A 26,348-nucleotide genomic window follows, 5' to 3' on the forward strand; every position below is an offset into this window, starting at 1 on the left:
CCCGTGGGGCGGAGCGACGCCCGGCCCTCATTCCAGTAACGCGGCTACGGCCCCGCTCGGCAAACCGGGTGCCGTGCCCCGGGCCGGCACGGCGCACGGCGCGCAGCCGGGGCCGGGGCGCCGGACGGTGAGGAGCGCGGGCCCGGCCGGGAGGGAAGGCTCATGGACCGGTATCCGCCGATCGCCGGCCGCGGACGCGTGGGCGGCCCGCAGACCGCCGCGCTGACCTCCTCGCGGGGAGCGGCCGACTGGTCCGCCGCCCCCGCGGGCGGCCGTCGTGCCCTCTGGGAGGATCGGGGCGTGGACACTTCCGACGCCTTCCCCGAACCGCTGCCCGGAGCCGACGCGGCGGTCCGCGAGGAGACGGGCGACCACGGGGCCCCCGGACGCCGCCGCCTGGTCCGCTGCCGCCTCTGCGGCCGGCCCCTCACCGGGGCCGGCTCGCGCCGCAGCGGCCTCGGCCCGACCTGCGACGCCAAGCTGCACCCCGCGCCCCCGGACATCCGCACCCGCCGCCACGAGGTGGAACAGGACCCGCTGCCGGGCACGTGAGGAACCCTCCCGGCGAGGATCCCCCCGGGCAAGGTGTTCGGCCCTTGCGCCTCGACGCGGCTCGCGATCAGCGGCAAATTCCCCCTGCGGAATACCCCAGGGGGGTATATGGTTCCGTAGTGCGGGGCCACTGAGGCGGCCTCACAGGGGACGAGACGGGAGGACGGTCATGGAACACGGCACACACGACACCGGCACCGCTCACGGCCACGGGGCCCACGCGGCCGGCGGCCACGACGCACACGCGCACGGGGGCGCTTCCTGGGGGACGGCGGCGAAGGCGACGCTGCACTGCCTGACCGGATGCGCGATCGGTGAGATCCTCGGCATGGTCCTCGGCACCGCTCTGCTGTGGAGCAACGTCCAGACGATGATCCTGGCGATCGCCCTGGCCTTCGTGTTCGGCTACTCCTTCACCCTGTTCGCGGTCCGCCGCGGCGGCCTGGACTGGAAGAGCGCGATCAAGGTCGCGTTGGCCGCCGACACCGTCTCGATCGCGGTGATGGAGCTCGTCGACAACGGCATCATCGCCCTGATCCCCGGCGCGATGGACGCCCACCTGTCGGACTCGCTGTTCTGGACGGCGCTGCTGGGCGGCCTGGCCGTGGCCTTCGTGGTCACCACGCCGGTCAACAAGTGGATGATCGGCCGCGGCAAGGGCCATGCCGTCGTCCACGCCCACCACTGACTCCGGTTCCGCTCCGCCGCGGCAGGCCGCGCCCGGCGTCCGAACGGGTGCGGTCGCGTCAGGGGGCGTTACCTGGAAGGTGCCGGGGGCTTCGACGGCGGACGCACCGGATCCGCCGGCCCCGCGGAGAACGGAGGCACCGACGATGACCAGCACCGTCAAGGACATGCTCGCCGCCTACCCGGCCGACCTCGGCGACATCGACCGGGCCGAGCTCATCGCCTGCATCGAGGAGTGCGTCGCCTGTGCGCAGGTGTGCACCGCCTGCGCGGACGCCTGCCTGTCCGAGGGCAGGGTGGGCGATCTCGCCACGTGCATCCGCACCGACCTGGACTGCGCCGACGTCTGCACCGCCACCGCGGCGGTGCTCTCGCGGCACACCGGCTACGACGCCAAGGTCACCGCGGCGATCCTGAAGGCGTGCGCCGTGGTCTGCACGTCGTGCGCCGACGCATGCGGACGGCACGCGGGCATGCACGAGCACTGCCGCATCTGTGCGGAAGCCTGCCGCGCCTGCGCGCGGGCGTGCGACGAGCTCCTCGGCGCCCTCGGCTGAACGCGCACCCCCGGCTGAACGCGTGCGTTCGGCTGTCCCACGAAGAAGCCGAAGGCGCGGCGCGCGGGGCGGGGCCACGGACCCGCTCGGGCAAGGGAGAGCCCGACACCGGGAGGCGCAGCCCGGTACCGCTACGCCTCCGGCGGGGCGCCCCTACGGCCGGTCCAGCCGACGGAACAGCCCCTCCTGCACCACCGACACCAGCAGCTGCCCCGCCCGGTCGTAGATCCGGCCACGCGCCAGCCCCCGCCCGCCCGTGGCGATCGGCGACTCCTGGTCGTACAGGAACCACTCGTCCGCCCGGAACGGCCGGTGGAACCACATCGCGTGGTCCAGGGACGCCATGTCGAAGCCGCGCGGCCCCCACAGCGGCTCCACGGGGATGCGGACCGCGTCCAGCAGCGTCATGTCGCTCGCGTACGTCAGCGCGCAGGTGTGCACCAGCGGGTCGTCGCCCAGCGGCCCCACCGCCCGCATCCACACCGCGCTCCGCGGATCGGCGTCCTCGACCTCCTCCAGCGTCCAGCGCAGCCGGTCCACGTAGCGGATGTCGAACGGCTGCCGCCGGGCCATCCGCTCCAGCGCGTCCGGCAGCGTGCCCAGGTGCTCGCGCACCTCCTCGGCGACCGTCGGCAGCTCCTCCGGGTCCGGGACGATCCTGGCCGGGGGCAGCTGGTGCTCGAACCCCGCCTCCTCGGGCCGGTGGAAGGACGCCGTCAGATTGAAGATCGTCCGGCCCTCCTGGACGGCCGTGACCCGCCGGGTGGTGAAGGACCGCCCGTCCCGTACCCGCTCCACCTGGTACACGATCGGCACCCCGGGCCGTCCCGGCCGCAGGAAGTAGGCGTGCAGCGAGTGCACCGGCCGGTCCCCGTCGGTGGTCCGGCCCGCCGCCACCAGCGCCTGGCCGGCGACCTGCCCGCCGAAGACCCGTTGCAGGGACTCCTCGGGGCTGCGGCCCCGGAAGATGTCGACCTCGATCCGCTCCAGGTCGAGGAGGTCGACCAGGCGCTCGGCCGGGTTCGTCATACCGTCGCTCTCCACTTCTTCCGCTCGTCCGGCTCCCGGGGCCCCGCTCACAGCTGACCGACCTCGGTGACCCGGACGACCGCCCGGCCCTCCTCGTCGGACGCGGCGAGGTCCACCTCGGCCCGGATGCCCCAGTCGTGATCGCCCGCCGGGTCGGCGAACGCCTGCCAGACCCGCCACAGCCCGTGCGCCGGGTCCTCCTCGATCTTCAGCAGCTTCGGGCCACGCGCGTCCGGACCGGTGCCGATCTCCTCGTGCGCGTCCCAGTACGCGTCCAGGGCCTCGCCCCACGCGTCCTCGTCCCACCCGGAGTCGCCGTCCAGCTCGCCCAGCGCACCGGCCCGGTCCAGCGCGGCCAGCTCCACCCGCCGGAACATCGCGTTGCGCACCAGCACCCGGAAGGCGCGCGGGTTGGCCGTGACCGGCTTGACCTCGTCCGCCTTCTCCTGGGCCTGCTCGGCGGTCTCCACCTCGGGGTTGGCCAGCTGCTCCCACTCGTCCAGCAGGCTGGAGTCCACCTGGCGCACCATCTCGCCGAGCCAGGAGATCAGGTCCTGGAGGTCCTCCGACTTCACGTCGTCCGGGATCGTGTGCTCCAGCGCCTTGTACGCGCTCGCCAGATACCGCAGCACGATGCCCTCGGTCCGGGCCAGCTCGTAGTGCGAGGTGAACTCCGTGAACGTCATGGCCCGCTCGTACATGTCGCGGATCACCGACTTCGGCGACACCGGGTGGTCGTTCACCCACGGGTGGCTCGTGCGGTACACGTCGTACGCGTGCCACAGCAGCTCGCTCAGCGGCTTCGGGTACGTGACCTCCTGGAGCAGCTCCATCCGCTCCTCGTACTCGACGCCGTCCGCCTTCATCCGCCCCACGGCCTCGCCGCGCGCCTTGTTCTGCTGGGCGGCCAGGATCTGCCGGGGATCGTCCAGCGTCGACTCGACGACCGAGACCATGTCCAGCGCGTACGAGGGCGATTCGGCGTCCAGCAGGTCGAACGAGGCCAGTGCGAAGGTGGACAGCGGCTGGTTCAGCGCGAAGTCCTGCTGGAGGTCGACCGTCAGCCGCACGATCCGGCCCTCGGCGTCCGGCGTCTCCAGCTGCTCCACCACCCCGCCGTCCAGCAGCGAACGGTAGATGGCGATGGCCCGCCGGATGTGCCGCAGCTGCGCCCGGCGCGGCTCGTGGTTGTCCTCCAGCAGGTGCCGCATCGCCTGGAACGCGTTGCCCGGCCGGGCGATCACCGCGAGCAGCATGGTGTGCGTGACCCGGAAGCGGGAGGTCAGCGGCTCCGGTTCGGACTGGATCAGCTTGTCGAAGGTGGTCTCCGACCAGGCGACGAAGCCTTCCGGGGCCTTCTTGCGGACCACCTTGCGCTTCTTCTTCGGGTCGTCGCCCGCCTTCTTGACGGCCTTCTCGTTCTCGATGACGTGCTCGGGGGCCTGCGCCACGACGAAACCCGCCGTGTCGAACCCGGCCCGCCCGGCCCGGCCCGCGATCTGGTGGAACTCCCGCGCGCGCAGCGTCCGCACCCGGGTGCCGTCGTACTTGGTGAGCGCCGTGAACAGCACCGTGCGGATAGGGACGTTGACGCCGACGCCGAGCGTGTCCGTTCCGCAGATCACCTTCAGCAGCCCCGCCTGGGCCAGCTTCTCCACCAGTCGGCGGTACTTGGGCAGCATCCCCGCGTGGTGCACCCCGATGCCGTGGCGTACGTAACGGGAGAGGTTCTGGCCGAACTTGGTGGTGAAGCGGAAGCTGCCGATCAGATCGGCGATCTTCTCCTTCTCCTCCTTGGTGCACATGTTGATGCTCATCAGCGACTGCGCCCGCTCGACCGCCGCCGCCTGCGTGAAGTGCACGATGTAGACCGGCGACTGACGGGTGTCCAGGAGCTCGGTCAGCGTCTCGGTGATCGGAGTGAAGCGGTACTCGTAGCTGAGCGGCACCGGACGGGTCGCCGAGCGCACCACGGAGGTGGGGCGGCCGGTGCGCCGGGTCAGGTCCTCCTCGAACATCGAGACGTCGCCGAGCGTCGCCGACATCAGCACGAACTGCGCCTGCGGCAGCTCCAGCAGCGGGATCTGCCAGGCCCAGCCCCGGTCCGGCTCGGCGTAGAAGTGGAACTCGTCCATCACGACCTGGCCGATGTCGGCGTACTTCCCGTCACGCAGGGCGATGGAGGCCAGCACCTCGGCCGTACAGCAGATCACCGGGGCGTCCGCGTTGACCGAGGCGTCGCCGGTGAGCATCCCGACGTTCTCGGTGCCGAACAGCTTGCACAGGTCGAAGAACTTCTCCGACACCAGCGCCTTGATCGGGGCCGTGTAGAAGGTGACTTTGTCCTGCGCCAGCGCCGTGAAGTGCGCACCCGCCGCCACCAGGCTCTTGCCCGAGCCGGTCGGGGTGGAAAGGATCACGTTCGCCCCGGACACCACCTCGATCAGCGCCTCCTCCTGAGCCGGGTACATCGTGATGCCCTGGCTCTCGGTCCACGAGGAGAAGGCCTCGAAGAGGGCGTCCGGGTCGGCGGTCTGGGGAAGCTGGTCGATGAGGGTCACGCCCCCATCTTGCCTGTCTTCCGGCCGGATGAGGGAACCGGCCGACGCGTCCAAGATCACGGGCGATACGCTGCGGTCTCAAACTGCCCGCTCCGCACCGGTGATGGGCGCACGCGCAACTGGGGGCGGGAAAAGACCATGATGGGACCGGCACACTCCCTGTCCGGGGCGGCGGCCTGGCTGGGGGTGGGCGCGGCGGCCACCGCGACGGGTTACGCGATGCCCTGGCCCGTGCTCGTCGTCGGGGCCCTGATCTGCGCGGGAGCCGCGCTGGCCCCCGATCTCGACCACAAGTCCGCGACCATCTCGCGCGCCTTCGGACCGGTCTCCAAGACCCTCTGCGAGATCGTCGACAAGCTCTCCTACGCCGTCTACAAGGCCACCAAGAGCGCCGGCGACCCCCGCCGCACCGGCGGCCACCGCACCCTGACCCACACCTGGGTGTGGGCCGTCCTGGTCGGCGGCGGGTGTTCCGTGGCCGCGATCACCGGCGGCCGCTGGGCGGTCCTCGCCATCCTCTTCGTCCACCTCGTGCTCGCGGTGGAGGGCCTGCTGTGGCGGGCCGCCCGCGTCTCCAGCGACATCCTGGTGTGGCTGCTCGGCGCGACCAGCGCCTGGATCCTGGCGGGCGTCCTGGACAAGCCCGGCAACGGGGCCGACTGGCTGTTCGACGCTCCCGGCCAGGAGTACATGTGGCTGGGCCTGCCCATCGTGCTGGGCGCGCTCGTCCACGACATCGGCGACGCCCTGACCGTCTCGGGCTGTCCGATCCTGTGGCCCATCCCGATCGGCCGCAAGCGCTGGTACCCGCTCGGACCGCCCAAGGCCATGCGCTTCCGGGCCGGCAGCTGGGTGGAGATCAAGGTGCTGATGCCCGTCTTCATGATCCTGGGAGGCGTCGGCGGGGCCGCCGCCCTCAACGTCATATGACGCCCCGCCGCACCACTCGGCCCCGGGGCCCGGCGCGCCCGGAGCCGTCCGGGTGGGCGGCGGACCCCGCCCCGTAGCACCATGGGCGCATGCTGCTCGCCGAGCTCGCCCAGGTGTCCCTGGAGGTCGCCGCCACCTCCGCCCGGTCCAAGAAGGTGGCGCTCCTCGCCGGTCTCTTCCGCGACGCCGGCCCCGAGGACGTCCCCGTCGTCATCCCCTACCTCGCCGGACGGCTGCCCCAGGGCCGGATCGGGGTGGGGTGGCGGAGTCTCGGGGACCCCGTCGAGCCGGCTTCGGAGCCCACCCTCACCGTCACCGGCGCCGACGCCGCGCTGACCGCCCTCGCGGCCGTCTCCGGCCCCGGCTCCCAGGCCCGGCGCAAGGAGAGCCTGCGCGACCTGTTCGCCGCCGCCACCGAGGACGAACAGCGCTTCCTGCGGGCCCTGCTCACCGGCGAGGTGCGCCAGGGGGCCCTGGACGCCGTCGCCGCCGACGCCCTGGCCCACGCCGCCGGGGCCGCGCCCGCCGACGTCCGGCGCGCCGTGATGCTCGCCGGATCGCTCCAGGAGGTCGCCCGCGTCCTCCTCGCGGAAGGACCACCGGCACTGGCGGGGTTCCGGCTCACCGTCGGGCGGCCCGTCCACCCGATGCTCGCGCACACCGCCGCCTCGGTCGAGGAGGCCCTGGACCGGCTGGGCCCCTGCGCGGTCGAGGAGAAGCTCGACGGCGTCCGCGTCCAGGTCCACCGGGACGGCGACCGGATCCGCGCCTACACCCGCACCCTCGACGACATCACCGACCGGCTGCCCGAACTCGTCGCCGCCGTAGCGGCCCTCCCGGCCGACCGCTTCATCCTGGACGGCGAGGTGATCGCCCTGGGGGAGGACGGCCGCCCCCGCCCCTTCCAGGAGACCGCCTCCCGGGTGGGCTCCCGGCGGGACGTGGCCGGGGCGGCGGCACACGTGCCCGTGGTCCCGGTCTTCTTCGACGCGCTCCTCGTCCACGACGAGGAACTGCTCGACCTGCCCTTCGCCGAACGCCACGCCGCCCTGGACCGGCTCGTCCCCGAAGGTCTGCGCGTCCGCCGCGTCCCGGTGGCCGACCCGGACGACCCGGGGGCCCGCGCGGCGGCCGAGGCGTTCGCCGCCGCCACCCTGGAACGAGGCCACGAGGGCGTCGTCGTCAAGGACCTCGCCGCCGCCTACAGCGCGGGCCGCCGGGGCGCGTCCTGGTTGAAGGTGAAACCGGTGCACACCCTGGACCTGGTGGTGCTGGCCGTCGAGTGGGGCAGCGGCCGCCGCGCCGGCAAACTCTCCAACCTCCACCTGGGGGCCCGCAGGCCCGACGGCGCCTTCGCGATGCTCGGCAAGACCTTCAAGGGGCTCACGGACGCCCTGCTGGACTGGCAGACCGAGAAACTGGGCGAGCTGGCCACCGGTGACGACGGCCACGTCGTCACCGTACGCCCGGAACTCGTCGTCGAGATCGCCTACGACGGCCTCCAGCGCTCCACCCGCTACCCCGCGGGGGTCGCCCTCCGCTTCGCCCGCGTCCTGCGCTACCGGGAGGACAAGACCGCACAGGAGGCCGACACCGTGGAGACGGTCCTGTCCCGGCAGCCGTGAGCGCGCCCCGGGGGAGCCGGGGCGCGCTCACGGGGCCCTCGGCGGCTCAGTGCCCGATGACCGCCGCCGCCGCGTGCTCCTTGACCTGCTCCGGCGTCAGATAGGCGTCCGTGTACTCGAAGTCCCGCAGCGTCGCGGGCTTGCGGGACTGGAACCCGGTCCGTACGAAGTCGTCGCCGGCGACCGCGTTCAGCATCCAGTTCGTCATGACCCGGGTCTTCGCCACATTCGTCCGCAGCGCCGACCAGTGGTAGCCCCGCGCCACCGCCTGCGCGGGCAGCCCGCGCAGCTCGATGCCCAGCGGCTTGGACACGGCGTCCTTGCCGCCCAGGTCCACGACGAGCCCCAGGTCCTTGTGCACGTAGTCCTCCAGCGGCTGACCGCGCAGCGAGGCGATCAGGTTGTCCGCCAGGACCCTGCCCTGCCGCATAGCGTGCTGCGCGGTGGGCGGGCAGATCGCCCCGTCGCCCTTGGCCAGGTCGGGCACCGCCGCCGCGTCGCCGGCCGCGAACACGCCGTCGGAACCGGGCAGCGAGAACTGCGGGGTGACGGCGAGCCGGCCGCGTACCGTCTCCGCGCCCAGCGTCCCGATCAGCGGGCTGGCGGCCACTCCGGCGGTCCAGATCAGCGTCCGGCAGGGCAGCACCCGGCCGTCCGTGAAGGTGACCTCCTCCGGCCCCGCCTTGTCGATCGAGACCCCGAGCGAGACCTCGATGTTCCGCTTGCGGAGCACGTCCAGGGCGGCCAGCCCCAGCTTGTCGCCCAGCTCCGGCATCAACTTGGGGGCGATGTCGATCAGATGCCACTTGATCAGCCGGGGGTCCAGCCGCGGATAGTGCTTCACCGCGTTGGTGGTGAGCCGCTGGAGGCAGGCCGCCGTCTCCGTACCGGCGTAACCGCCCCCGACCACCACGAACTGGAGCCGGGAGGCCCGTTCGGCCTCGTCCTGGCTGGCGTCCGCCAGATCGAGCTGGGCGATGACGTGGTCCCGGACGTAGGCGGCCTCGGCCAGGGTCTTCATCCCCCGGGCGTTGTCCAGCAGGCCGGGGATGTCGAAGGTCCGGGTGACGCTGCCGGCCGCCAGCACGATGTAGTCGTACGGCTCGTTCACGATCTCGTCCGTGATCTTCCGGATCACACAGACCTTCGCCTGCGGGTCCACGCCGATCGCCCCGCCCGGCACGATCCTGGTCCGGTGGCGGCGGCTGCGGCGCAACGACACCGCGACGGACTGGGGCGTGAGCACCCCGGAGGCCACCTGGGGGAGCAGCGGCAGGTACAGCTGGTAGGAGAACGGTGTGACGAGCGTGATCCGGGCCTCTCCCGGAGCGAGCCTGCGCTCCAGGCGGCGTACGCACTCGACGCCTGCGAATCCGGCGCCGACGACAAGAATCCTGGGTGGTGCCACGGTCTGCGTCCCTTCTCGGGCTTGCGTGGTTCTGCGCTCGCCTGCCCCGTTTACCGGGTGATTCACTTCTCATCCTCACCGGACGTCCCGGCATCCGCCTCCCGGCGGGGGTGAAACGGGGGCCGGTCACAGGGGCGGGGCCACCGCGAGCTCCCTCAGCCAGTACGCGCTCTCCTCGCCCCCGGCCGCCGCCGGCCCACCGGCCGGGGCGGGGAACATCCGGCCCCAGGACGCGGCCCTGCCCAGTGCGGCCAGCCGGTACGCCACGCTCACCGCACGGCGCAGATCCGCGACCGGAGTGCCGCCCCCGGTCCACGGTTCCAGGTAGGCGTCCCGCAGCCGGGGCAGCACCTCGGGGCCCCAGCGCTCACGGGCGGAACGGGCGGGGACCAGCAGGCTGCAGAACGGGTGCCCGACCAGCGCGTCGCCCCAGTCGAAGAAGGCATAGCGGCCGGAGCCGGACGCGAACAGCTGCTTCTCGTGCAGGTCGGCGTGGTCCAGCGAATCCGCGACCCCCGACGCCGCCAGCTCCTCGCACCAGTCGGCCAGCCCGGGCCGCAACGGCTCCAGCTCCAGCCGGTCCCGCCGGGTCAGCACCGCGTTCTCCGCGATCAGCCGGTCGAACAGGGCGGGCAGGGCACGCGGCCCGGCCGCCGGCACACCGAGTGCCGTCATCTCCGTCGCGTACGGGGTCAGGGCCCGCTGCATCTCCGCGTACTGACGCAGCGGCTCCTCCCAGTACCGGGGCTCGGCGGCCCGCTCCTCCAGGACCTCCTCCAGCAGCGGGCCGCCGTGCGGGGTGAGGACCCAGCCGCGTTCCGCCTCCACGGCGAGCGGGGCCAGTACATGGTCCGGAACCCAGCGCGCGAGGGCGTCGGTGAGCCCCGCCTCGAAGGCCGCGGCGGGCGGCACGGCCTTGAACCACACCGGGTCGGGCCCGGCGACGGTCAACCGCACCAGCACCGACCAGGGCCGCAGCCGCACGGTCCGGGGGCCCGTCTCCGCCAGCCCGTGGGCGGCGAGGCCCTCGGCCACCCAGTCGAGGGCCTCCGCCCGCCGGTCCGGGTCCTCCCAGGGCGTCACGGCGCCGGGGAACCGCCCCCGGTCGACGGTCGTGGCGGGGTCGCGCGTGGTCGCACCGGCCGGGGGAGCCTCGGCCCGGGGCGCGCCGGTGGCCGCGTCGCCGCCGGAGGCGGTCGTGTCGTCTCTGTGCACCGGCTCATGGGACCACCGGCCCGAGCGCGGGCGCACCGCATTTTCCGCCGGCGCCCTGCCCCCGGCGTATCGGCATCCCCGCGCGACGGAGCCCTCCGCACCCTGGAAGAACGGGAGTTCGGCCGCCCCGCCCGTGCGAGGATGCCGGGATGACCACCCCGCCCCCCTCGCCCGCGGCCGACGTCCCACACCCGGCCGGCGGCCCGCCCCGCGACCCCGGGCCCGGGCCCCGCGCCGCCGCGGCCCTCGTGTTCGGGTCGTCGGCCGCGGTCCTGGTGGTCGAGATCGTCGCCCTGCGGCTGCTGGCCCCGTACCTGGGTCTCACGCTGGAGACCAGCACGATGGTGATCGGCGTCGCGCTCACCGCCATCGCGCTCGGCTCCTGGCTGGGCGGGCGCGTCGCGGACCAGGTCGACCCCCGACCGCTCATCGCCCCGGCCCTGGGGGCGTCGGGCGTGGTCGTCGCGCTCACCCCGCTCCTGCTGCGCACCACCGCCCAGTGGTCACCGGCGCTGCTCCTGCTGGTCGCCTCGGCCACCCTCCTGGTGCCCGGCGCCCTGCTCTCCGCGGTGACCCCGTTCGTGACGAAGCTGCGGCTCACCACCCTCGCCGAGACCGGCACGGTCGTGGGCCGGCTGTCGGGCGTGGGCACCCTCGGGGCCATCGTCGGCACCGTTCTCACCGGATTCGTGCTGGTCTCCCGGCTGCCCGTCAGCTCCATCCTGATCGGCCTCGGAACGCTGCTGGTCCTCGCCGCCGTCCCGGTCGGACGGCGGGCCCGCCGCTCCCGCCGCGCGGTGGCCGCGGCGCTCGCGACCGTCGTCGCGGGTTCGCTCGCCACCGGGGCCGCGCCCGGCGGCTGCGACGCGGAGACCCGGTACCACTGCGCCCGCGTCGTCGCGGACCCCGACCGCGCCACCGGCCGCACGCTGATCCTGGACGGCCTGCGCCACTCCTACGTCGACACCGAGGATCCGACCCACCTGGAGTTCGCCTACATACGCGCCATCGCCTCCGTGGTGGACACCGCCTTCCCCGAGGGCGAGCCGCTGAGGGCCCACCACATCGGGGGCGGCGGCCTCACCTTCCCCCGCTACCTCGCCGCCGTACGCCCCGGCACCCGCAGCCTCGTCTCCGAGATCGACGCCGGAGTCGTCCGCGTCGACCGGGAACTGCTCGGCCTGGGCGCCGCGGCCGACACCGGCATCGACGTACGCGTGGAGGACGGCCGACTGGGTCTGCGGCGGCTGGAGGCGGACAGCCGCGACCTGGTGGTCGGCGACGCGTTCGGGGGCGTCAGCGTGCCGTGGCACCTCACGACCTCCCAGGCGCTCGGGGACGTACGCCGGGTGCTCGACGCGGACGGCCTGTACGTCGCCAACCTCATCGACCACGGCGCACTCGCCTTCGCCCGCGCCGAGGTCGCCACCCTCACCGGGGCCTTCCCCCACGTCGCGCTGGTCGGGAAGGCGGCGGACATCGGCCTGGACCCGACCGCGTCCACCGTGGGCGGCAACCTGGTGGCGGTCGCCTCGGAGCGGCCGATCGACGTCCCCGCGATCCAGCGGGCCCTGGACGCCCGGGAGGTGGGCTGGAGGGCCGCCACCGGAGCGGCCCTCACCGCCTGGACGGGGAACGCCCGGGTCCTCACCGACGACCACGCGCCCGTCGACCAGCTCCTCCAGCCCGACCGCACCCCGACGGCCCGGTGAGCCCGGACGGCTCCCGAGGGCCCCGGTGGCCCCGGGGACGGTCCAGGTAGAACCCGGGCGGTCCCGGCGGGGCCCCCGGACCGCCCGTGCGGTCTCTCACCCGTGCCAGGACCGCCACAGGGACGCGTACGCGCCGTCCGCCGCCACCAGCTCGTCATGGCTGCCCAGTTCGCTGATCCGGCCGTCCTCCACCACCGCGATCACGTCCGCGTCGTGCGCGGTGTGCAGGCGGTGCGCGATGGCCACGACCGTCCGGCCCTCCAGCACCCGGGCCAGCGAACGCTCCAGGTGCCGGGCCGCCCGCGGGTCCAGCAGCGAGGTCGCCTCGTCCAGCACCAGCGTGTGCGGATCGGCCAGCACCAGACGGGCCAGCGCGATCTGCTGGGCCTGCGCCGGGGTCAGCGCGAACCCGCCCGACCCGACCTCCGTGTCCAGCTCCTTCTCCAGGGCCTTCGCCCAGCCGTCCGCGTCGACCGCCGCCAGCGACGCCCACAGCTCCGCGTCCCCGGCGTCGTTCCGGGCCAGCAGCAGATTGTCCCGCAGGGTGCCGACGAAGACGTGGTGCTCCTGGTTGACCAGCGCCACATGCTCCCGGACCCGCTCGGCCCGCATGCGCGACAACTCCGCCCCGCCGAGCGTCACCTCGCCGGTGCGCGGGGCGTAGATCCCCGCCAGCAGCCGTCCCAGGGTGGACTTGCCCGCGCCGGAGGGGCCCACCAGGGCGAGCCGGGTGCCCGGAGCGACGTCGAGCGACACCCGGTGCAGGACGTCGACGCCCTCCCGGTACCCGAAGCGCACCCCGTCCGCCCGTACGTCCCGGCCGTCCGGGACGGTCTCGGCGTCGCCCGCGTCCGGCTCGATCTCCCGGACGCCGACCAACCGGGCCAACGACACCTGGGCGACCTGGAGCTCGTCGTACCAGCGCAGGATCAGACCGATCGGGTCGACCATCATCTGGGCCAGCAGCGCACCCGTCGTCAGCTGCCCGACCGTGATCCACCCCTCCAGCACGAACCAGCCGCCGAGCAGCAGGACCGCGCCGAGGATCGTCACGTACGTCGCGTTGATGACGGGGAAGAGCACCGAGCGCAGGAACAGCGTGTACCGCTCCCACGCCGTCCACTCGGTGATCCGCCGGTCCGACAGCGCCACCCGGCGACCGCCCAGGCGGTGCGCCTCCACGGTCCGCCCGGCGTCCACGGTCTCCGCGAGCACCGCCGCGACGGCGGCGTAACCGGCGGCCTCCGAACGGTACGCCGAAGGGGCCCGGCGGAAGTACCAGCGGCACCCCGCGATCAGCACCGGCAGCGCGATCAGCACCGCCAGCGCCAGCGGGGGAGCGGTCACCGTCAGCGCGCCGAGCAGCAGACCGGCCCAGACGACACCGATCGCCAGCTGCGGCACGGCCTCGCGCATCGCGTTCGCCAACCGGTCGATGTCCGTGGTGATCCGGGAGAGCAGATCGCCCGTCCCGGCCCGCTCCAGGACTCCGGGCGGCAGCCCCACGGACCGTACGAGGAAGTCCTCGCGCAGGTCCGCCAGCATCTCCTCGCCCAGCATCGCGCCGCGCACCCGCATGGAGCGGGTGAACACGACCTGGACGGCCAGCGCGACCGCGAAGATCGCCGCCGTACGCTCCAGACGCAGGTCGGCGGCTCCGTCCGAGAGGCCTTCCACCAGGCCGCCCAGCAGATACGGGCCGGTGATCGAGGCGATCACCGCCACCGCGTTGACCGCGATCAGGATCGCGAACGCCTTGCGGTGACGGCGCAGCAGACTCCGTACGTAGCTCCGGACGGTCGTCGGCGTGCCCACGGGCAGCGTCGTCGCCGACTCCGGGGCCGCGGGGTCGTACGCCGGGGGTGCGACGCCGATCATGCCCTCTCCTCGATTTCCTGGATGCTCTTCATGGCGGGGACCTCGACGGCGTCGTCCACCGCGTTCGCGACGGCCGCCTCCTCGTCGGTCTCCCGGGTGACGACCGCCCGGTAGCGCGGCTCGGTGCGCAGCAGGTCGCGGTGGTCGCCCACGGCCACCACGGCGCCCCCGTGGACGAGGACCACCCGGTCGGCGGCGTCGAGCAGCAGCGGCGACGAGGCGAACGCCACCGTCGTACGCCCCCGGCGCAGCTTCGCGATTCCGGCGGCCACCCGCGCCTCGGTGTGCGAGTCGACCGCCGAGGTCGGCTCGTCCAGCACCAGCGCCTCCGGGTCGGCGACCAGCGACCGTGCCAGCGCGAGGCGTTGGCGCTGGCCGCCGGAGAGGGACCGGCCGCGCTCGGTGATCCGGGTCCGCATCGGATCCCCGTCGTTGTCCGGGGACGCCTGCGCCAGGGCGCTCAGCACATCACCGCACTGGGCCGCCTCCAGCGCCGCGTCCGCGGTGACCAGTCCGGAGGAGGGCACGTCCAGCAGCTCCCGGAGGGTGCCGGACAGCAGCACCGGGTCCTTGTCCTGGACCAGGACGGCGGCTCGGGCGGCGTCCAGCGGGAGCTCGTCCAGAGCGACCGCCCCCAGCAGCACGGACGGGGTCCTCGCCGCGTCCTCCGGAAGCGCGGCCCCGCCCGCGGCGCCCTCGGCCCCGGCGGTCTCCGCCCCCGCCTCCTCGACGGGTTCGGCGTGCCCGCCCAGCCGTTCGGCCAGCCGCCCCGCCTCGTCCGGGTCGCCGCAGACGACGGCGGTGAACTGCCCCCGAGGGGCCATCAGACCGGTCACCGGGTCGTAGAGGTCGCCCGCCGGAACCACCCCCTCGACGGTGGCCTCCCGGTCGCTGCGGCGCAGCGACAGCACCCGCACCGCGCGCTGGGCGGACGGCCGCGAGAAGGAGTACGCCATGGCGATCTCCTCGAAGTGGCGCAGCGGGAACAGCATCAGGGTGGCCGCGCTGTAGACGGTGACGAGCTGACCGACGCCGATGCGGCCGTCCTGGGCGAGCGTCGCCCCGTACCAGACCAGGGAGATCAGCAGAACGCCCGGCAGCAGCACCTGCACCGCCGAGATCAGCGCCCACATCCTGGCGCTGCGCACGGCCGCCCTGCGGACCTCCTGGGAGGCGCGGCGGTAGCGGCCGAGGAACAGCTCCTCGCCGCCGATCCCGCGCAGCACGCGCAGTCCGGCGACCGTGTCCGAGGCCAGCTCGGTGGCCTTGCCCGCCTTCTCGCGCTGCTCGTCGGCGCGCCGGGTGGCGGGCGGCAGCAGCGGCAGCACGGCCAGGGCGAGCACCGGCATGGCGAGCGCCACCAGCAGGCCGAGGGAGGGGAGGTAGAGGACCAGCCCGACGCAGATCACCACGAGGGCGGTGGCCGCCGCCGCGAAGCGCGACAGCGCCTCGACGAACCAGCCGATCTTCTCCACGTCGCCGGTCGAGACGGCGACGACCTCACCGGCGGCGACCCGCCGGGTCAGCGCCGAACCCAGCTCGGCGGTCTTGCGGGCGAGGAGCTGCTGGACACGGGCGGCGGCGGTGATCCAGTTGGTCACGGCCGTCCGGTGGAGCATGGTGTCGCCGAGGGCGATCAGCACGCCGAGGACGAGGATGAGGCCGCCGGCCAGGGCGAGCCGCCCCCCGGAGCGGTCGACGACGGCCTGGACGGCGAGGCCCACGGTGACCGGGAGACCGGCGATGCCCAACTGGTGCAGCAGCCCCCAGGCGAGGGCCTTCAGCTGGCCTCCGAGCTGGTTGCGCCCGAGCCAGTGGAGGAAGCGGGGGCCGGAACGGACATCGGGGTCGCCGGGATCCGAATACGGAAGGTCGCGAATCTGCATGACGTCCCAGGGCTCGTGAAGCGGAGATCCTGGCGGACCTCGAAGAACGGGGTGACGTGCAAGGTTCTCTGTCCGTCCCGGTCCGGGGCAACCGGTTTTCCGGCCCTCTCCGCCTCCTGCGGGGCCCCGCGCACGCCCGGCGCGGGGCCCCGGGACCTCACTCCTCGGGCTTCTCCGAGTCCACTCCGGAGCGGGCCTTCTTCCACTCGCCCCGGGTGAAGTCCGGAATCGGCAGCGGTGCCCCCTTGGCCTTGATGGAGAGGTGGCTCAGCGGCACGGGGGCCGTCCAGGTCGCCGCGTCGTAGACGTCGAAGTCGGGGACCAGGCCGAGCCGCATGCACTGCATCAGCCGGAAGACCATCAGGTAGTCCATGCCGCCGTGGCCGCCGGGCGGGTTCGCGTGCTCCTTCCAGAGCCAGTGGTCCCACTCGGCGTACTTCTTGAAATCGTCCCACTGGTGGTTCGAGTTCGCGGGCTCCAGGTAGATTCGGGCGGGGTAGTCCTCGAACACGCCCCGGGTACCGCCGAGGCTGTTGATACGGGAGTAGGGGTGCGGGGTGGACACGTCGTGCTCCAGCCGGATCACCCGGCCCTTGGCCGTCTGGACGAGGCTGATCGTCCGGTCGGCCCCGATGTACGACTCCTTCCAGCTCGGGTCGCCGGGCGGCATGTGCTCCTTGCGGTACTCGGCGAGCCCCAGGGCGGGTGTGCCGATGCTGGTGATGCTCACGGCCCGGTCGCCCCGGTTGACGTCCATGTAGTTGGCGACGGGCCCGAACCCGTGGTTGGGGTAGAGATCACCGCGCAGCCGGGTGTGCCACAGCCGCCGCCAGGGCCCCTCGTAGTAGTCGGGGTCGAACATCAGCTCGCGCAGGTCGTGGTTGTACGCCCCCGCGCCGTGCAGCAGATCGCCGAAGAGACCCGCGTGCGCCATGCGCAGCACCCGCATCTCGTTCTTGCCGTAGCAGCAGTTCTCCAGCTGCATGCAGTGCCGGCGGGTGCGCTCGGAGAGGTCCACCAGCTCCCAGAGCTCATCCAGGCGCATCGCGATCGGGCACTCGACGCCGACGTGCTTGCCGTTCAGCATCGCCGTCTTCGCCATCGGGAAGTGCAGCTCCCACGGGGTCGCCACATAGACGAAGTCGAGGTCCCCGCGCTTGCAGAGGTTCTCGTAGTCGTCCTCGCCCTTGGCATAGACGGTGGGCGCGGGCTGCCCGGCGGCCGTCACCTTCGCGGCGGCCCTCTCGGCCTTGTCCCGTACCGGGTCGCAGACCGCCTTCACCTGGACGCCCGGCAGGGCGAGGAACAGGTCGATCATGCTGCCGCCCCGGTTGCCGAGGCCCACGATGCCGACCCGGACCGTGGACCGCCTCTCGAAACGGACGCCCGCCATCGTGCGGCCCTTCCGGGCGGGAGCGGCGGCGGCCTCCGCGGCCGACACCGCCTCCGGGGCGGTCGGTCCGGCCGCCGACGCGGCGCCCGTTCCCAGTGCGCCGAGGCCGAGCCCGGCCCCGGCCACGCCCGCCGTGGTCCACAGCACCGAACGGCGGCTGGGGTCCTGCCGCTTCGCCTCGTCGGCCGAGCCGCTGTGCGGGGGCATGTCCTGCGGTTCCGGTGCGGGCCGGGCGTCGTCGTTCATCGAGCCTCCAGGTGGGTTGGGGGTTCAGACGTGCGCGAGCGCGTCCGGTCCCCGTAGGCCGAAGGCGTGGGGACCGGGTCTCGGTAAGGACCTTGGAGGCTGAGGCTGATGGTGCGCAAGGGAGGAATTTGGACTCTCGTCCTCAAACCTTGGACTTTCCTCGCGGCATGCCGAAAGCCCCGACCGGTTCAACCAATCGGGGCCGTCCGGCGCTCATCTGTGCACGTCGGCGGGGTGTGGCGGCGGCTGCCGCCGGGGGATCACCGGACGGTCGGCCGGGTGGCGTGCTCCAGCTCGATCAGCGCCGAGCGGTAGGGGCGGCCGGTGGCCCGCTCCATGCCGATCTCGCACATCCGGTTCGCCGACAGGTAGGCGTCGTAGGGGCGGCGGTCCACCTCGGCCGCCTCGTCGGCGGTCGCCGAGTCGGTCAACTCCTTGTGGAGCATGCCCCGGTCGCCCGCGAAGGCGCAGCACCCGGCGTCGTCCGGGACCACGACCCCGTCGGCGCACGCCTCCGCCACCGCACGCAACTGCCCCACGTCGCCCAGGTGCTCCATCGAGCACGTCGGGTGGACGACGGCCGACGCGGCGGTCCGGAACACCGTCAGCTCCGGCAGCAGCTCCTCGGCCGCCCACACCAGCGAGTCCACGACGGTCAGTTCGCGGTGCAGGGCCCGGTTGTCCTCGGTGAGGTAGGGCGCCACCTCCTCGGCGATGCCGAGCGTGCAGGAGGACGCGTCCACGACCAGCGGCAGCCTCCCGCCGGCCGTCCACCCCCAGGCGGCCTCCACGATGCGGTTCGCCATGATCCTGTTGCCGGCGTCGTACCCCTTGGAGTGCCAGATGGTCGCGCAGCACGTCCCCGCGACGTCCTCGGGGATCCACACCGGCTTTCCGGCCCGCGCGGACACGGCGACCACCGCCTCGGCCAGGGAGAGCCCGGGGCCGCCGTCACCGCCGTCCGGACCGGCGAAGATGCGGTTGACGCAGGCCGGGTAGTAGACCGCGCTCGCCCCGGCCCGGGAGGTGGGCGGCAGCCGCCGGGCCGCCGCCCCCGGGACCTGCGGCAGCCACTCCGGTACGAGGTCGGGGCGGACGGCCTTGCGGGCGAGCCGCGTCACCGCTTGGAGCGGGGCGTCGCCCACCCGCTTCCCCAACGTGTCGGCGACGGCGACGGCGAGCCGGGCGGACGCCTCCACCACACGGAAGTTCCGTGCTGTCAGCGCGGCGATCCGCTCCTCGCGCGGGGAGTGCCTGCGGTGCCGGAAGCCCTTCATCATCGCCCCGGTGTCGATGCCGACCGGGCAGGCGAGTTTGCAGGTGGAGTCCCCGGCGCAGGTGTCCACGGCGTCGTAGCCGTACGCGTCCAGCAGGCCGGACTCCACCGGCGAACCGTCGGCCTGGCGCATCATCTCCCGGCGCAGCACGATTCGTTGGCGCGGAGTGGTCGTCAGGTCCTTGCTGGGGCACGTCGGTTCGCAGAAGCCGCACTCGATGCACGGGTCGGCGACCGCCTCCACCTTCGGAATGGTCTTGAGTCCCCGCAGATGGGCCCGCGGGTCCCGGTCCAGAACGACGCGCGGCGCGAGCACTCCGGCCGGATCGATGATCTGCTTCGTCCGCCACATCAGTTCGGTGGCGCGCGGCCCCCACTCCCGCTCCAGGAACGGCGCGATGTTGCGGCCGGTGGCGTGCTCCGCCTTGAGCGACCCGTCGAACCGGTCCACCACCAGGGCGCAGAACTCCTGCATGAACGTGTCGTACCGCGCCACGTCGTCCGGCTTCGCGGCGTCGAACGCCAGCAGGAAGTGGAGGTTGCCGTGCGCGGCGTGACCGGCCACGGCGGCGTCGAAGCCGTGGCGCGACTGGAGCTCCAGCAGCGCTTCGCAGGCGTCCGCCAGCCGCGCGGGCGGCACCGCGAAGTCCTCCGTGATCAGGGTGGTGCCCGAGGGCCGCGATCCGCCGACCGCGGTGACGAACGCCTTGCGGGCCTTCCAGTACCCGGCGATCGTCCCGGCGTCGCGGGTGAACGCGTTGGTCACCGACGCGGCCGGGCGGACCAGGTCCAGACCGGCCACGATTGCGTCGGCGGCTCGCTCGTGCGCCTCCTGGCCCGCCTCGTCGGCCGCCCGGAACTCCACCAGCAGCGCGGTCGTCTCCCGGGGCAGCGCCGCCCAGTCCGCCGGAACGCCCGGCACGCTGACGGAGGCGCGCAGGGTGTTGCCGTCCATCAGCTCCACCGCGATGGCCCCCGCCTCGTTGAACTGGGGCACGGCGGTCGCGGCGGCGGTGAGGGAGGGGAAGAACAGCAGGGCGCTGGAGACGTGCCGTTCCAGCGGCAGGGTGTCGAAGACGGTCTCGGCGATGAAACCGAAGGTGCCCTCGGAGCCGACCATCAGCCCCCGCAGGATCTGCACCGGGGTCGCCCCGTCGAGGAAGGCGTCCAGGCGGTAGCCGTTGGTGTTCTTGATCGTGTACTTGGCGCGGATCCGGGCGGTCAGCTCCGCGTCCGCCTCGATCTCCGCCTTCACCTCCATCAGCCCCGCGCACAGCTCCGGCTCGGCACGGGCCAGCTCCGCGTCGGCGGCGGGGTCGGCGGTGTCGACGACCGTGCCGCTCGGCAGTACGAAGGTGAGCGATGCGAGCGTCCGGTAGGAGTTGCGGGTGGTGCCGGCCGTCATGCCGGAGGCGTTGTTGGCGACGACCCCGCCGACGGTGCAGGCGATGGCGCTGGCGGGGTCGGGGCCCAGCAGCCTGCCGTGCCGGGCGAGGGCGGCGTTGGCCCGCAGCACCGTCGTCCCCGGGCGGACGCGGGCCCGCGCCCCGCCGTCCAGCACCTCGACCCCGCTCCAGTGGCGGCGCACGTCGACGAGGATGTCCTCCCCCTGCGCCTGGCCGTTGAGACTGGTGCCCGCCGCCCGGAAGACCACGTCGCGGTCCTTGCCGTGGGCGTACGACAGGATCGCGGAGACGTCGTCGAGGTCCTCGGGGAGCAGGACGACCCGGGGGAGGAAGCGGTACGGGCTGGCGTCCGAGGCGTACCGCACGAGGTCGGAGATCCTCCAGAGCACCTTGTCCGCGCCGAGCAGGGCCGTCAGCTCGCTCCGCAGCGGCTCCGGGGTGCCGCCGGCACTGCCGTCGGCGACCCGGTCGGGGGCCGGCTCCCGGGGCGTTCCTGGACGCAGGGCTTCCGGCTCGGGCTCCAGCAGCGGCATGTGATCGCCTTCCCTCGGTACGGTGCTCGGCGGTTGCGGTGGCGGTGGCCCCGTGCGGCGCTCAGCAGTGGCGCTCCGGCATCCCGTCCACCAGAGCGGACAGCAGACCGCCGAGCACCTCGCGCTGATCGGCGGTCAACGGAGCCAGGATCTCCTCTGCGGCGGCCCGGCGCGCGCTGCGCAGCGACCGCAGGGTGGCGCGCCCCTCGTCGGTGATCTCGACGCGGACGACCCGGCGGCTGTCGGGGTCCGGGGCGCGGCGCACCCGGCCGCTGGCCTCCAGGGCGTCTACCAGCGTCGTCACGGCGCGCGGTACGACGTCCAGCCGCCGGGCGAGGTCGGCCATCCGGGGGGACGCGTCGTAACTCGCCACCGTCCGCAGCAACCGGAACTGGGCCGGGGTGATGTCGATCGGCTCCAGCTGGCGGCTCTGGATGCGGTGCAGCCGACGGGTCAGGCGCAGCAACTGCTCGGCGAGCATGCCGTCGGTGTCCGGGGGGCCGGAGTCACCGCCGTCGCCGGGGCCGCCGGGGGAGCGGCCCGGCCCGGGGGCCGGTGAGCCGGGCGGACCGGAGGGATCTGGGGCGTCCATACGGGAACAATACCAGGACCTCGTTCATTGTGAGTAGAGGTAACAATGAACTAGACTCTCGAAGGCGAGGGCCGGCCCCGTCCGGTCCCGCCTCCGGCCCCCGGACTTCGCGCCGGCCTTTCCGACCGGCTCCGCCGGGCCCGCCACACGTCCCACGAAGGAGCCCATGAAACCCGACACGCCCCCCTGGACGCCCCCGCCCGACGCCCGTCCCGTCGCCGACCGGAAGCCGGGCGAGGTGCGCCGCATCCTCCGCCTCTTCCACCCCTACCGGGGCCGCCTGGCCCTCGTCGGCCTGCTGGTCGGCGCGTCCTCCCTGGTCTCGGTCGCCTCCCCGTTCCTGCTGCGCGAGATCCTGGACACCGCCATCCCGCAGGGGCGGACGGGCCTGCTGACGCTGCTCGCGCTCGGCATGATCCTCACCGCCGTGATGACCAGCGTCTTCGGCGTGCTCCAGACCCTGATCTCGACCACCGTCGGCCAGCGCGTCATGCACGACCTGCGCACCGCCGTCTACGACCGGCTCCAGCGGATGTCGCTCGCCTTCTTCACCCGCACCCGCACGGGCGAGGTCCAGTCCCGCATCGCCAACGACATCGGCGGCATGCAGGCGACGGTCACCTCCACCGCGACTTCGCTGGTCTCCAACCTCACGGCCGTCGTCGCCACCGTCGTCGCCATGCTCGCCCTCGACTGGCGGCTCACGGTCGTCTCGCTGCTCCTGCTGCCGGTCTTCGTCGCGATCAGCCGCCGGGTCGGCCGGGAGCGCAAGAAGATCACCACCCAGCGCCAGAAGCAGATGGCCGCCATGGCCGCCACGGTCACCGAGTCCCTCTCGGTCAGCGGCATCCTCCTCGGCCGCACCATGGGGCGCTCCGACTCCCTCACCCGGGGCTTCGCCGAGGAGTCCGAGCGCCTGGTCGACCTGGAAGTGCGCTCCAACATGGCCGGCCGCTGGCGGATGTCCACGATCGGCATCGTCATGGCCGCCATGCCCGCCCTCATCTACTGGGCGGCCGGACTCACCTTCGCCTCCGGGGCCGCCGCCGTGTCCATCGGCACCCTGGTCGCCTTCGTCACCCTCCAGCAGGGACTGTTCCGCCCGGCGGTCAGCCTCCTCTCCACCGGCGTGCAGATGCAGACCTCCCTCGCCCTTTTCCAGCGCATCTTCGAATACCTCGACCTCCCGGTGGACATCACCGAGCCGGAACACCCGGTCCGCCTGGAGAAGATCCGCGGCGAGATCGCCTTCGAGGGCGTCGACTTCAGCTACGACGAGAAGAACGGCCCCACGCTGACCGGCATCGACCTGGCCGTCCCCGCGGGCAGCGGTCTCGCGGTCGTCGGCTCCACCGGCTCCGGCAAATCCACCCTGAGTCACCTCGTGCCCCGGCTGTACGACGTCACCGGCGGCCGCGTCACGCTCGACGGGGTCGACGTCCGCGACCTGGACTTCGACACCCTGGCCCGAGCGGTCGGCGTCGTCTCCCAGGAGACCTACCTCTTCCACGCCTCGGTCGCCGACAACCTGCGCTTCGCGAAGCCGGACGCCACCGCCGAGGAGATCGAGACCGCGGCCCGAGCCGCGCAGATCCACGACCACATCGCCTCCCTGCCCGACGGCTACGACACCCTGGTCGGCGAGAGGGGCCACCGCTTCTCCGGCGGCGAGAAGCAGCGCCTCGCCATCGCCCGCACCATCCTGCGCGACCCCCCGGTGCTGATCCTCGACGAGGCCACCAGCGCGCTCGACACCCGCACGGAACAGGCCGTGCAGGAGGCGATCGACGCCCTGTCCGCCGGACGGACCACGCTCACCATCGCGCACCGCCTGTCCACCGTCCGCGACGCGGACCAGATCGTCGTCCTGGAGGACGGCCGGATCGCCGAACGCGGTACGCACGAGGAGCTGCTCGCCCGCGAGGGCCGCTACGCCGCGCTGATCCGCCGCGACTCCCGCCCCGCCCCCGCGCCGGCCCCCTGACGGCTCCCGGCGGGGGCGGGCCCTGTGCCCCCGGGCCCGGGCGCGAACGCCCCCGGCGCAGGCGGTACGGCGCGCCTACGGCAGGATCGCCGCGCATGAGAGCTCTTCTCGGGGTGGAACTCCCCGGCTACCGGACCGTGGACGCCGACGCCGGGCTGAACGACCACGGCGATGTCCTGTCGCTCCACTTCTTCGACCTGCCGCCGGACCTGCCGGCCGCTCTGGGCGACGGCCCCGCCCTGCGCCATCGGCTCACCCACTTCACCGCCCCGGCCGTGCCCCGCGGCTGAGACCCGTCCCGGTCCGCGGTCGCCCGGCCCGCACGGCTCCGCACCCGCCCCGGCCGCACACACGGCGGCGCCGCCGCTCCCGGGGACGGGGAGCGGCGGCGCCGGGTGGAGCAATGGTCAGACGAGCCAACCCACGAAGTGGACGACGCCGGCCAGCAGGTTGGTCAGGAAGTTCATCTGGTCTTTCTCCTTGTGCGTGGTGCATCTGTGGGACTGCGCAGTAGCGGTCTGCAGCCCGTCGACTGCGCTCCGCAATCATCACCCCCCGGACGGGTGACGAGCAATGAATCCGCTGACGATCACGCGTTCCAGCGAACACCCGATCCCCTGTTCGTATGTTCCGGTGTCCGTGTGTTCCGGAGGGACCGCTACGGCGTTCGTGTCGCCCGGCCCGACGCCGTGGCCGGGCTACCGGCGGCGGCTCGTACCCCGGGTTAACGTGCCCGCATGGTGAACGAGTCCCCGGACGCCCGCCCCCGCCGCCGACTCCGCCCGACCCGCCGCGGGAAGATCGTCCTGGCCGTCGGCGTGCTCCTCCTCGTGTCGGCCGCCGTACTGATCCCGCTGGCCCTGCTCGGACCGGACGAGCACCGGAAGGAGAAGGACCAGCCGCACAAGACCCTGCTGATTCCCGAGGGCCGCCGCGCATCGGAGGTGTACGCGTCCGTCGACCGGGCGCTCGGCCTCACGTCCGGCAGCACCCGGAAGGCCGCCTCCACGGTGGATCTGAAGCTGCCGCCCCAGGCCGAGGGCAACCCCGAGGGCTACCTCTTCCCGGCCACGTATCCGCTCGACGAGGGGACCGAGCCCGCCGGCCTGCTGCGCTACATGGCCGACACCGCCCGCAAGCACTTCGGGGCGGGCCATGTCACGGCGGGGGCCCAGCGCAACAACGTCTCCGTCTACGACACGGTCACCATCGCCAGCATCGTCCAGGCCGAGGCCGACACCGCCTCCGACATGGGCAAGGTGGCCCGGGTCGTCTACAACCGGCTGCTCAAGGACATGCCGCTGCAGATGGACTCCACCATCAACTACGCCCTGAAGCGCTCCACCCTGGACACGACGACCGCCGACACCCGGCTGGACAGCCCGTACAACAGCTACCGGGTCAAGGGCCTGCCGCCGACCCCCATCGGCAACCCGGGGGAGGAGGCGCTGCGCGCGGCGGTCAGCCCCACGCCCGGGCCGTGGCTGTACTTCGTCACGGTCGGCCCCGGCGACACCCGGTTCACCGACGACTACGCCGAACAGCAGAGGAACGTGGAGGAGTTCAACCGAGGCCGGGGCGCCGGGGCCGAAAGCTGACGGACTCCAGCGGGACCGGCCCGCCCCGGGCTCCCGCCCCGGGCCCCCTCCCGGGCGGCGAGGCTCAGCCTCACGGAGCCGTCGTCGCGGCGGCCGACCCCGCCATCCGCTCCGGCCGTCCACCGCCGGTCTCCGCGAGCAGCCGCATCACGGACCGGACGGCCGTGCGGCCCGCGCGGTTGGCGCCGATGGTGCTGGCGGAGGGGCCGTACCCGACGAGATGGACGCGCCGGTCGCGTACGGCACGGGTCTCCTCGACCCGGATACCGCCACCCGGCTCGCGCAACCTGAGCGGCGCGAGATGGTCCACGGCGGGCCGGAAACCGGTCGCCCACAGGATCACGTCCGCCTCCACGGCCCGGCCGTCGTCCCAGACCGCACCGGTCGGCGTGATCCGGTCGAACATCGGCAGCCGGTCCAGCACCCCCTGCTCCCCGGCCCGGCGCACCGCTTCGGTCGCCGGCAGCCCGGTCACACTGACCACGCTCCGCGGCGGCAGCCCCTTGCGTACCCGCTCCTCCACCATCGCCACGGCCGCCCGCCCCCACTCCTCGGTGAACGGCCCCTCCCGGAAGACCGGTTCGCTGCGGGTCACCCAGAAGGTCTCGGCCGCGAACCCGGCGATCTCCATCAGGTGCTGCGTACCGGAAGCACCGCCCCCGACCACGATGACGCGTCGTCCCGCGAACTCCTCGGGGCCCGGGTAGTCCACCGTGTGCAACTGCCGCCCCCGGAAGGCCTCCTGGCCGGGGTAGCGCGGCCAGAACGGACGGTCCCAGGTGCCGGTCGCGTTGATCAGGGCACGCGGGGCGTACACCCCCTCCGAGGTCTCCACCAGCAGTCGCCCTCCGCTGCCCTCCCGTACGGCGCCGACCTCCACGGGCCGGTGGACCCTCAGGCCGAAGCGCTCCTCGTACGCGGCGAAGTACGCGCCGATCACCTCAGAGGAGGGCCGGTCGGGGTCGGCGCCGGTCAGCTCCATGCCGGGCAGAGCGTGCATCCCGTGGACCTTGCCGTACGTCAGCGAGGGCCAGCGGAACTGCCACGCGCCGCCCGGCCGGGGCGCGTGGTCCAGCACGACGAAGCCGGCGCCCGGTTCCAACCCGGCGCGGCGCAGGTGGTAGGCGGCGGACAACCCCGCCTGACCCGCGCCGACCACGACCACGTCCAGCTCGCGCACCCCAGAAACGTTCACGTTTCTACTAACTCGTCGGGCGGCCGGGATCTTCCCGGCCGCCCGACGAGCGGTACCGCTCGGAGTGAGCGGAGCTGATCGGAAC

Annotated in this window: 18 protein-coding genes and 1 pseudogene; 9 read left to right on the top strand and 10 right to left on the bottom strand. The window is 73.3% G+C overall.

The window, feature by feature from the left end; translation table 11 throughout:
• The first annotated feature begins 300 nt into the window (after positions 1-300).
• From AMK24_RS21480 to AMK24_RS21490, 3 genes are all read left to right on the top strand, one after another.
• Positions 301-552, top strand: coding sequence for a DUF6011 domain-containing protein (locus AMK24_RS21480; RefSeq protein WP_107427441.1), 252 nt, complete (start codon positions 301-303; stop codon positions 550-552).
• 169 nt (positions 553-721) lie between these two features.
• Complete coding sequence (locus tag AMK24_RS21485) at positions 722-1,240, top strand: DUF4396 domain-containing protein (protein WP_073770450.1); 519 nt, start codon at positions 722-724, stop codon at positions 1,238-1,240.
• A gap of 145 nt (positions 1,241-1,385) precedes the next feature.
• Positions 1,386-1,796, top strand: a complete 411-nt coding sequence (locus AMK24_RS21490; RefSeq protein ID WP_073770451.1) for a four-helix bundle copper-binding protein — start codon at positions 1,386-1,388, stop codon at positions 1,794-1,796.
• A gap of 153 nt (positions 1,797-1,949) precedes the next feature.
• Here AMK24_RS21490 and AMK24_RS21495 read toward each other — a convergent pair whose 3' ends face one another.
• Together AMK24_RS21495 and AMK24_RS21500 are read right to left on the bottom strand one after the other, a co-directional pair.
• On the bottom strand, positions 1,950-2,825 hold the full coding sequence (locus tag AMK24_RS21495) for an acyl-CoA thioesterase (protein ID WP_073770452.1): 876 nt from the start codon (positions 2,823-2,825) through the stop codon (positions 1,950-1,952).
• Between the two features lie 47 nt (positions 2,826-2,872).
• Entirely contained in the window at positions 2,873-5,386 is a 2,514-nt protein-coding gene (locus AMK24_RS21500) for a DEAD/DEAH box helicase (RefSeq protein WP_073770453.1), read from the bottom strand.
• Between the two features lie 138 nt (positions 5,387-5,524).
• On the opposite strand from AMK24_RS21500, the gene AMK24_RS21505 reads away from it, so the two are divergent.
• Positions 5,525-6,316, top strand: coding sequence for a metal-dependent hydrolase (locus tag AMK24_RS21505; protein ID WP_073770454.1), 792 nt, complete (start codon positions 5,525-5,527; stop codon positions 6,314-6,316).
• A gap of 89 nt (positions 6,317-6,405) precedes the next feature.
• Complete coding sequence (locus AMK24_RS21510) at positions 6,406-7,941, top strand: ATP-dependent DNA ligase (protein ID WP_073770455.1); 1,536 nt, start codon at positions 6,406-6,408, stop codon at positions 7,939-7,941.
• Positions 7,942-7,987: 46 nt separating this feature from the next.
• Here AMK24_RS21510 and AMK24_RS21515 read toward each other — a convergent pair whose 3' ends face one another.
• Positions 7,988-9,349 (bottom strand): NAD(P)/FAD-dependent oxidoreductase, encoded by a 1,362-nt coding sequence (locus AMK24_RS21515; protein WP_073770456.1) that lies wholly within the window; start codon positions 9,347-9,349, stop codon positions 7,988-7,990.
• Positions 9,350-9,475: 126 nt separating this feature from the next.
• The gene (locus tag AMK24_RS21520) at positions 9,476-10,432 is read right to left on the bottom strand and encodes a phosphotransferase (protein WP_073770575.1); all 957 of its coding nucleotides are present in this window, start codon (positions 10,430-10,432) and stop codon (positions 9,476-9,478) included.
• A gap of 281 nt (positions 10,433-10,713) precedes the next feature.
• Here AMK24_RS21520 and AMK24_RS21525 point away from each other — a divergent pair, with 281 nt between their 5' ends.
• Positions 10,714-12,276: a fused MFS/spermidine synthase gene (locus AMK24_RS21525; RefSeq protein WP_073770457.1), complete on the top strand. Its 1,563-nt coding sequence runs from the start codon at positions 10,714-10,716 to the stop codon at positions 12,274-12,276.
• Positions 12,277-12,372: 96 nt separating this feature from the next.
• Here AMK24_RS21525 and AMK24_RS21530 read toward each other — a convergent pair whose 3' ends face one another.
• From AMK24_RS21530 to AMK24_RS21550, 5 genes are all read right to left on the bottom strand, one after another.
• Positions 12,373-14,154, bottom strand: coding sequence for an ABC transporter ATP-binding protein (locus tag AMK24_RS21530; RefSeq protein ID WP_073770458.1), 1,782 nt, complete (start codon positions 14,152-14,154; stop codon positions 12,373-12,375).
• Positions 14,151-16,040 (bottom strand): ABC transporter transmembrane domain-containing protein, encoded by a 1,890-nt coding sequence (locus AMK24_RS21535; RefSeq protein WP_073770459.1) that lies wholly within the window; start codon positions 16,038-16,040, stop codon positions 14,151-14,153. The genes AMK24_RS21530 and AMK24_RS21535 overlap by 4 nt, the downstream gene beginning before the upstream one ends.
• A gap of 157 nt (positions 16,041-16,197) precedes the next feature.
• The gene (locus AMK24_RS21540; RefSeq protein WP_073770460.1) at positions 16,198-17,679 is read right to left on the bottom strand and encodes a Gfo/Idh/MocA family protein; all 1,482 of its coding nucleotides are present in this window, start codon (positions 17,677-17,679) and stop codon (positions 16,198-16,200) included.
• Positions 17,680-17,939: 260 nt separating this feature from the next.
• Positions 17,940-20,894 carry an FAD-binding and (Fe-S)-binding domain-containing protein gene (locus AMK24_RS21545; protein ID WP_073770461.1) on the bottom strand — a complete coding sequence of 985 codons (2,955 nt, stop codon included), beginning with the start codon at positions 20,892-20,894 and terminating at the stop codon, positions 17,940-17,942.
• Between the two features lie 61 nt (positions 20,895-20,955).
• The gene (locus AMK24_RS21550; RefSeq protein WP_199876476.1) at positions 20,956-21,486 is read right to left on the bottom strand and encodes a MarR family winged helix-turn-helix transcriptional regulator; all 531 of its coding nucleotides are present in this window, start codon (positions 21,484-21,486) and stop codon (positions 20,956-20,958) included.
• A gap of 166 nt (positions 21,487-21,652) precedes the next feature.
• On the opposite strand from AMK24_RS21550, the gene AMK24_RS21555 reads away from it, so the two are divergent.
• The 3 genes and pseudogenes from AMK24_RS21555 (at position 21,653) to mltG (ending at position 25,068) form a co-directional block, all read left to right on the top strand.
• Entirely contained in the window at positions 21,653-23,470 is a 1,818-nt protein-coding gene (locus AMK24_RS21555) for an ABC transporter ATP-binding protein (RefSeq protein ID WP_073770462.1), read from the top strand.
• Between the two features lie 95 nt (positions 23,471-23,565).
• A pseudogene (locus AMK24_RS21560) lies at positions 23,566-23,745 on the top strand (hypothetical protein); the annotation flags it as partial.
• Positions 23,746-24,207: 462 nt separating this feature from the next.
• On the top strand, positions 24,208-25,068 hold the full coding sequence (mltG, locus tag AMK24_RS21565) for an endolytic transglycosylase MltG (protein WP_073770463.1): 861 nt from the start codon (positions 24,208-24,210) through the stop codon (positions 25,066-25,068).
• 70 nt (positions 25,069-25,138) lie between these two features.
• On the opposite strand, the gene AMK24_RS21570 is transcribed toward mltG, so the two are convergent.
• Positions 25,139-26,263, bottom strand: a complete 1,125-nt coding sequence (locus tag AMK24_RS21570) for an NAD(P)-binding domain-containing protein (protein ID WP_073770464.1) — start codon at positions 26,261-26,263, stop codon at positions 25,139-25,141.
• Positions 26,264-26,348: the final 85 nt, after the last annotated feature.

It is taken from the genome of Streptomyces sp. CB02366, from assembly GCF_001905905.1.
GTDB lineage: Bacteria > Actinomycetota > Actinomycetes > Streptomycetales > Streptomycetaceae > Streptomyces.

Bases quoted from the DNA above. Each gene is read 5' to 3' on its own strand.
- AMK24_RS21485 (WP_073770450.1), top strand. From the start codon at position 722: ATGGAACACGGCACACACGACACCGGCACCGCTCACGGCCACGGGGCC.
- AMK24_RS21490 (WP_073770451.1), top strand. From the start codon at position 1,386: ATGACCAGCACCGTCAAGGACATGCTCGCCGCCTACCCGGCCGACCTC.
- AMK24_RS21495 (WP_073770452.1), bottom strand. From the start codon at position 2,825: ATGACGAACCCGGCCGAGCGCCTGGTCGACCTCCTCGACCTGGAGCGG.
- AMK24_RS21505 (WP_073770454.1), top strand. From the start codon at position 5,525: ATGATGGGACCGGCACACTCCCTGTCCGGGGCGGCGGCCTGGCTGGGG.
- AMK24_RS21510 (WP_073770455.1), top strand. From the start codon at position 6,406: ATGCTGCTCGCCGAGCTCGCCCAGGTGTCCCTGGAGGTCGCCGCCACC.
- AMK24_RS21525 (WP_073770457.1), top strand. From the start codon at position 10,714: ATGACCACCCCGCCCCCCTCGCCCGCGGCCGACGTCCCACACCCGGCC.
- AMK24_RS21530 (WP_073770458.1), bottom strand. From the start codon at position 14,154: ATGATCGGCGTCGCACCCCCGGCGTACGACCCCGCGGCCCCGGAGTCG.
- AMK24_RS21535 (WP_073770459.1), bottom strand. From the start codon at position 16,040: ATGCAGATTCGCGACCTTCCGTATTCGGATCCCGGCGACCCCGATGTC.
- AMK24_RS21540 (WP_073770460.1), bottom strand. From the start codon at position 17,679: ATGAACGACGACGCCCGGCCCGCACCGGAACCGCAGGACATGCCCCCG.
- AMK24_RS21545 (WP_073770461.1), bottom strand. From the start codon at position 20,894: ATGCCGCTGCTGGAGCCCGAGCCGGAAGCCCTGCGTCCAGGAACGCCC.
- AMK24_RS21550 (WP_199876476.1), bottom strand. From the start codon at position 21,486: ATGGACGCCCCAGATCCCTCCGGTCCGCCCGGCTCACCGGCCCCCGGG.
- AMK24_RS21555 (WP_073770462.1), top strand. From the start codon at position 21,653: ATGAAACCCGACACGCCCCCCTGGACGCCCCCGCCCGACGCCCGTCCC.
- mltG (WP_073770463.1), top strand. From the start codon at position 24,208: ATGGTGAACGAGTCCCCGGACGCCCGCCCCCGCCGCCGACTCCGCCCG.